The sequence below is a fragment of the Candidatus Hydrogenedentota bacterium genome, assembly GCA_012523015.1.
Taxonomy (GTDB): Bacteria; Hydrogenedentota; Hydrogenedentia; order Hydrogenedentales; family CAITNO01; genus JAAYBJ01.
Map to the genome: position 1 here is coordinate 1 of JAAYJI010000276.1, position 6,770 is coordinate 6,770.

5 protein-coding genes are annotated in these 6,770 nt (G+C 48.8%); all 5 read right to left on the reverse strand.

Going from position 1 to position 6,770, the window contains the following annotated elements:
- A partial coding sequence (locus GX117_12120) for an ATP-binding cassette domain-containing protein (protein NLO34075.1) occupies window positions 1-258 on the reverse strand: 258 nt, incomplete at its 3' end.
- 23 nt (window positions 259-281) lie between these two features.
- The gene (locus GX117_12125) at window positions 282-1,124 is read right to left on the reverse strand and encodes an ABC transporter ATP-binding protein (protein ID NLO34076.1); all 843 of its coding nucleotides are present in this window, start codon (window positions 1,122-1,124) and stop codon (window positions 282-284) included.
- Window positions 1,125-1,142: 18 nt separating this feature from the next.
- Window positions 1,143-1,898, reverse strand: coding sequence for an energy-coupling factor transporter transmembrane protein EcfT (locus GX117_12130; GenBank protein NLO34077.1), 756 nt, complete (start codon window positions 1,896-1,898; stop codon window positions 1,143-1,145).
- Window positions 1,899-2,829: 931 nt separating this feature from the next.
- Window positions 2,830-5,127, reverse strand: a complete 2,298-nt coding sequence (locus tag GX117_12135; protein NLO34078.1) for a molybdopterin-dependent oxidoreductase — start codon at window positions 5,125-5,127, stop codon at window positions 2,830-2,832.
- A gap of 472 nt (window positions 5,128-5,599) precedes the next feature.
- The gene (locus GX117_12140) at window positions 5,600-6,610 is read right to left on the reverse strand and encodes a methyltransferase (GenBank protein ID NLO34079.1); all 1,011 of its coding nucleotides are present in this window, start codon (window positions 6,608-6,610) and stop codon (window positions 5,600-5,602) included.
- Between the last annotated feature and the right edge of the window lie 160 nt (window positions 6,611-6,770).

The following is a 6,770-nucleotide window of genomic DNA, read 5'->3' on the forward strand; positions in this document are numbered from 1 at the left end:
CAGCACGAAACCAATCTCGTGTGAAATCTCCGCAACTGACATATCCATGTTATCCTCGCCATTAATAAAGATCTTTCCGCTAGTTGGGCGTAGAAGGCCTGTGATATTTTTCAGGAGGGTGGATTTACCCGAACCATTCTGTCCAATGATGGCAACAAACTCACCGCGCTTAATGTCCAGGCTGACATCCTTCAGCGCCTCCACGCCGCTGGCGTAGGTAAATGACAGATGATCAATCTTTAGAACTGTTTCACTCACGAGAAGGTCTCCTTATTCTTAAACTACTGATAGATGGCTTGTTCTGCTTCATCCAGCATGATGGGGTGCAGTGACATAGGCAACCCCTTTTCTCTCATTCGTCTGGATAATTCCGACACCTGAGGTGGTCTGATCCAATTATCCATCAACAGTTCGGTCTGTTCGAAAATAGCATGCGGCGTGTCAAATGCGGCAATTCTGCCATTTCTTATCACGCAAATTTTATCTGCGTACTCAGCGATTTCTTCGCTCTTGTGCGTCGCCATGACGATGGTCATGGAATGCATATCACCGATTTTATAGATCACATCGAATACTTCGCGCGTTCCAACCGGATCCAGTTGAGACGTCGGTTCATCCAGCACCAGTATTTCCGGCTGCATAACGAGCGCTGTGGCAATAATCAGTCTTTGTTTCTGTCCGCCCGAAAGAGCCAGGGGTGAATCTTTGGCACGGTGCCAGAGACCCACAATGTTAAGCGCCCACTCAATACGTTCCTTTATTTCAGCCGCAGGGATTTGCAGGTTCTCCGGACCAAAGGCTGTTTCTTCCTCAATGCTGTGGGTGAAGATCTGTGTCTCCGGATCTTCCAGTACCACACCGACATGGCGCGACAGTTCCGCAACTGTCATTTCCTGTGTATCCAAGCCGGCCACTGTCACTTTTCCTCGCAGTGTTCCTGAGAGCGAATGCGGGATAATCCCGTTAATGCACTGGCAGAGCGTGGACTTACCTGAACCGTTTGCCCCCATCACCGCAATAAACTCACCCTTTTTGATCGATAAATTGATTTTTCTGAGCACCCAGCGTTTCGTCCGGCTGTAGCAATAAGAAACATCATCAAAGCAAATCATATCCTTCACCACAATTAAGTCCCCTTCCACTTATAGATAGTAGTTGGCCGTTATAATTGCGGCGCAATACAGGCACACGAGTGCAAATGCTACCCAGTCACTTGGTTTCGTATGAATCTCACTGACGTAGGTCTTCTTCTTGAACGCACCAAATGCCCGCGAATCCATGGCAATGCCCATTTGCTGGGCACGACGCATCCCGCCGATCACCAGAGGCGTGACAAGGGCGGGGTAAGCCTTTGCCTTAACAATAATATTTTTGTGTTCAAAGGCGGTCATACCACGCATTTTCTGCGCTTCCTGGATCGACCGGATCTCGTTTTGAAACATGGGAACCATGTTCATGGTGGTCGTCATGATGTAAGCGGCCTTGTACGGTAAGCCCATCTTGGTCATGCCAAGGGCCAAACGGTTCAAGGGGGTCGTCATCGTAAGCATGGGCATCAACAAAATTAGTGAACAGAGCCGGATGCCCAGTATAATTCCGTAAATCAGACCGTCAAGCTTGAGAATTCCCAGAAGATTGCGTTCCGCATCAGGGTAAAAAATCATTTGCAGTACAATAATGAATACGATAAGAAAGGACAAAAATTTCAAGTACCCCGTTAAGTATTTCCCCGGAAGCCGGGCAGCAAACCACAGGGCTAAAAATGTCACAAGAAATACGATTACCAAATAAAGGATGGTGACCATAAATACGGTCACAGTCAGCATCAAAACACCGATTAATTTGATTCTCGGATCCATTCTTGTCAAGTAACTCTCTTGTGCTTCGGTCATTGACATTGCCAAATTCTCCTCATTTCCTTGTGCTATGAACACCGATCATGTTCCATGCTTATTGAAGGTGGTAAGCCACCTTACACCGGCAAAATATCGCGTCCTCTCCATAAGTGACTGACTTATTCATCCTAACTCATACTGCTCACACTTTCGCCTTGTCACCGTCAGTCCGCCAAACAGCTGTCCACGCGACAGCAACCCCGAACGAGTTCCCTAACCGGCTGACTGTGCATATTGTCCGAATACGAGTTGCAATTACGATCAGTCTTTCGGGATGTTTCGTTAGGACTTTATCTTATTAGTTTGATATCGCGCGTCAACAAAAAGGAATGCGTACCAAGCCCCAAGTCAATCGGAAAATAAGGTTTGACCGACTTTCGTAAACAATATGCCATACGCACGCACCTCCCGCAAAAGCAATACCATCCTGACTTCACGAGTGACAAGTTCGAGAGCTGTTTCTCACTTCCAGAATATCGCTTAGTCACTGTAATACCTAATAAACCACGCTATGCCTGACCTATGCCCATCCGTTAAATCTCATCAACAAACGGAGCTTATGACTGATAATTATTGCATTTATACTGCAGTAAATGCATTCAAAAAGTTACTTCGGTCATACTAGACCATCACCGTGCAATTGTCAACGAACCATCCCGCATAAAGCAACATGAAAATGGCAAAGCCCCAAAATCTAAATGCATATTCAAAAAATATCCGGGCGATTTTACCAATTTTTCACGGATAGCCCAACTCTTGGCAACCACAAAGGGAACGCCGGCTCAGAGAAATATTCCATACAATAATGATGGGGTTGGTCGGGTTTCCATCGATCATCCGCTGCATTGCAAGCGTAATATAAGGCGGTGCGCCTGTACAACCTCCTTCGGACGCCCCTTTGAATATTATGAAATATTATTCAAGTGATATCATGCTACCCATCGATTATTTTCAGGATTGTTTCAGGATGAATAGGCAGCTCATCAAACTCGCAATCGAGTGCATTGGATATGGCGTTCGCGATGGCCGGTGCGACCGGTACTGTTGAACACTCGCCAACACTTTTTGCTCCAAATGGGCCGCTCTCCTCCGGGTGGCCGACCGTAAGAATCCGAATCGGAGGCATTTGTGTCGCTGTCGGCATATGGTATTTTCGCAAGGTGCTGTTTCTGCTTCTCCCCGTTTGTGGATCCACGTCGAGTGTCTCGGATAAGGCGTAACCGAGTCCCATTTGAATGGCACCTTCAATCTGGCCTTCCATACCCATCGGGTTGATTGTACGTCCCAGATCGTGTACAGCCAAATAATCTGTCACGCGACAGTGGCCTGTCCGTGTGTTGACCTCCACCTCACAAAAATGGGCTGCATATGACAAGGCCAAAGCGTTCGAAGCGAAGGTCTTGGCATGGCAAATATCGGTTTCATGATGATCATGCGCATATTGCGCCACTTGTGCCAGCGTGACCCGTTTTCCGTCATCTTCCCTGGACACGACCGCACTCTCTTTCAGGATCAGCTGTTGAGCGTCAAGTTCCAGCATTTCGGAAGCATAGAGTAATACTTCCTCCCTCACGGCTTCAGCCGCCTTGATTGCTGCCTGCCCACAAACATAGGTACCGCGGCTCGAATAATCACCAAGATCCCACAGTGTCACGTCCGTGTCGGCTTGAATGGCTTCAATTTCATCCAAGGACAAGCCCAGAATTTCAGCGACAAATTGGGCTTGAACCGACACAACGCCATTTCCCATATCGCTGGCTCCTGTCAGCATATGAACAGTTCCGTCCTCATTCATCTTCAAGATGACGCCGTTCGTGTCGGGCATAATGCCAAAGAGGCCATTGCCATGGACGGCCACAGCCATACCAATTCCCCGGCGCACGGTTTCCTGGTTGTTCCTTTTATCCGTTTCCTGTTTTTCCCATCTTGCATTCCAATCAAAGGCTTCCGCTCCCATAGTCACACAGTCGATGGGGCGCGCTTCCCCGTGGGGTTGCCCATCCCTCGGATCCACTGACGACAGGGTGACCAGGTTCTTGAGTTGCAGATCGATCATCGAAATGCCAAGCTTTCTGGCTATGGTATTCATCTGACGTTGCTGCGCGAAACAACGCTGTGGCGACCCGTATCCCCTCATGGCACCGCCAACCGGACTGTTTGTGTAAACGGGGAGCCCGCGGAAACGGATATGGGGTGTACGGTAATTTTTAAAAACTTTTCCGCCAAGTGCCCATACCACACTCATTGCTCCGGCGGCATAGGCGCCTGCGTTGGAAATCAGGTCAAGTTCATGGCCTACGATCGTCCCATCCTTGTTCAATCCGGTAGTGGTTGTCAAATACATTTCGTGCCTGGTCCGGGTCGAGGGAATCATTTCGCTCCGCTTGAACACGAGTCTGACAGGTCTGCCGGTAGCGATCGCCAGCGCCATGACAACAGGCTCAAGTACAGCGTCGATTTTTCCTCCAAAACCACCGCCCATGGCAGGACTGACTACCCGGACACGGCTCATGGGAAGATTGAAGATACGGCAAAGATTTTTGCGAACTCCGAACACATCCTGGGTTGGCGTGTATACGGTTACCTTGCCCCTGGCATCCGGTACTGCCAATGCAGCATGAGGTTCGATGGCTCCGTGATGGATCGGCGGCACGTGATAGGTATTTGTGAATACATAGTCAGCTTCAGCAAAGGCTTTGTCGGGGTCTCCGGTCTGCATTGTGACTTCCTGCAGCAGATTGCCGTCAGGGTGAATGGCGACAGCTTCCGGTTCAGAAGCCTGGCGAGGGTCCGTGTAGAATGGCAAATCCTTATAGGTGACCTTGATCAAACGGACCGCCTGCTCGGCAATCTTCTCCGAATCGGCCGCCACGGCTGCCACGCGATCCCCGACAAAACGGACCTTGTCATCGAAAATCCGCTGATCGTGGAATATTTTGATATCCTCACCACATGGATTGAACCGCACCGCCGGCGTATTTTTATGTGTCACAACGGCACGCACGCCCGGTAGCTTTTCAGCCTCCGACGTATCAATATCAACGATACGCGCATGAGGTTTGGGGCTGAACAGAACTTTCGCATGAAGCATACGGGCAACCGTCATGTCACCCACGTATTGCAATTCGCCCTTGACCTTGAGCACCGCATCACGAATCGGGAATGATTGTCCGATTTTGCTCTCGTCACTGGGAGTATAAGTTGTTACTTGAGAAGAATGTTCACTATCCATGTTTTTTTGCTCCCTTTCGCTCAGATGAGTATAACAAAGGCCCGTGAAAGGTCGCAAGCAACTCCATATCGTGATAACACCAATTTGATGTTCCGACGTCCTGCCGCTTCAACAGATGGCAACAATGCCGTCAGGAGAGGTTTACTATGAATTAAGCCAACTCTTTGCGTTTGATTTAGAGCGCTGATCACAGCATCTTTTATCCCCGAATTTCGAGGACGTCTGACACAGGACACTTAGATCAGAAAACGAACCGGGGAAGTGGGTTACTTTCCTGACGGCGAGTCAACGCCACGCGAACCGCTACCAACCCCGGCGACGCAGGGTGTTCCCTTCCGGCTCCAAGGATAAATGGGCTAACATGGTATCCGGATAGAATCACCGGTGAAGCAGGGATAGCCCTTTCATTTTAACTCCCAATCCACATATGGACGGACACAATACAACGGCATGAACGAATTGGATTATTTGCTTAAAACTCACTATAGAAATATCCAATTTCTTCATAAAAAGAATCTATGTTATCCCATTTAGCTAAGGGTGGGACGTCGCATCCTGTGGACGGAATGTAATTCGGCGCACTCCCACAGTCTTCCAGCATGACCCGCGTGATTTGTCTGACTTGGTCCGCTGTGTCAATTAGTAACGTACGTGGGTCAATATTACCCAGGCAGAGAGTATTTGGCGGGCATTTACTTATTGCGTCGGGCATTGAGATTGCGTTGCCGAAATGATACCCAATGGCCCCCGTACGTAAGATTGAGTCAATCATCCGCAATGCGTTGCCACTGCAGTTGTGATAGATTACGACATATTGGTCACTCTGGACGCGGTCGACAATCTGTTTGACATACGGTTCTGAGAACTCGATAGCCAAGCTGGGAGACAAAAGCCCTGTCAGAGGTTCCGCCATAAAAATGCCGTTGGAGCCAACTTCCTGGTAAGCGAGTGCGTAGGCAGTGATAAACTCTGTGCACTTTTCCAAGACTAAGTGAAGCATTTCGGGGTTACGCCTTGCCGCCTTAAACGTTTCCGTAACCCCGATCAGTTGTCCTGCTAAAGTAAAAGGTCCAGTAACACCTGCTAAGACAGGGATATCCTGAATAAGTGAAACAGCGCGCTTTATGGCGTCCAAGTAGATACATGTCCGTCCATTACCAACGCTGGGAACGGTAAGACTCTCAGCATCGCCCATGTTCTTTGCAACGGAACCTATTACTGTCGGAATCTCAAAATCCGAAAACCGAACTTCAGCTCCGAAGGCCTCAGCTTCAACAGATAAATCCATTAAACTCACGGATGCAATTGGATGATTCCGTTCGACAAGAAGCTTCATTGCCTGGGCTTGCGTTTCGCTGTCATTAACCAATTCCTTGACGGTAACGCCCATAATCTGAATGGCTGGGAAAGATAAAATCGGTAATGGCCGCTTTCTTGGTTCAAGGATTGTTCGGTTTACCCATTCGCGCATGTTCTTTTTCATAGACTAATAATCTCCCAAACACCGCCATCTTCCCACAACTAGGAATGCTTGTAAACAGTTCGATTTACACAAGATCGAGCAAGGTCCCGTGTTTGGGCGAAGGTGCAACGCCTGACCCAGTCAGCAACGAAGGTAAATTAATACGGCGACAGTACCAAAC

What these genes read in the sequence shown, in the direction of transcription:
- GX117_12130 (NLO34077.1), bottom strand. Translation starts at nt 1,898, where the DNA reads ATGTCAATGACCGAAGCACAAGAGAGTTACTTGACAAGAATGGATCCG.
- GX117_12135 (NLO34078.1), bottom strand. Translation starts at nt 5,127, where the DNA reads ATGGATAGTGAACATTCTTCTCAAGTAACAACTTATACTCCCAGTGAC.
- GX117_12140 (NLO34079.1), bottom strand. Translation starts at nt 6,610, where the DNA reads ATGAAAAAGAACATGCGCGAATGGGTAAACCGAACAATCCTTGAACCA.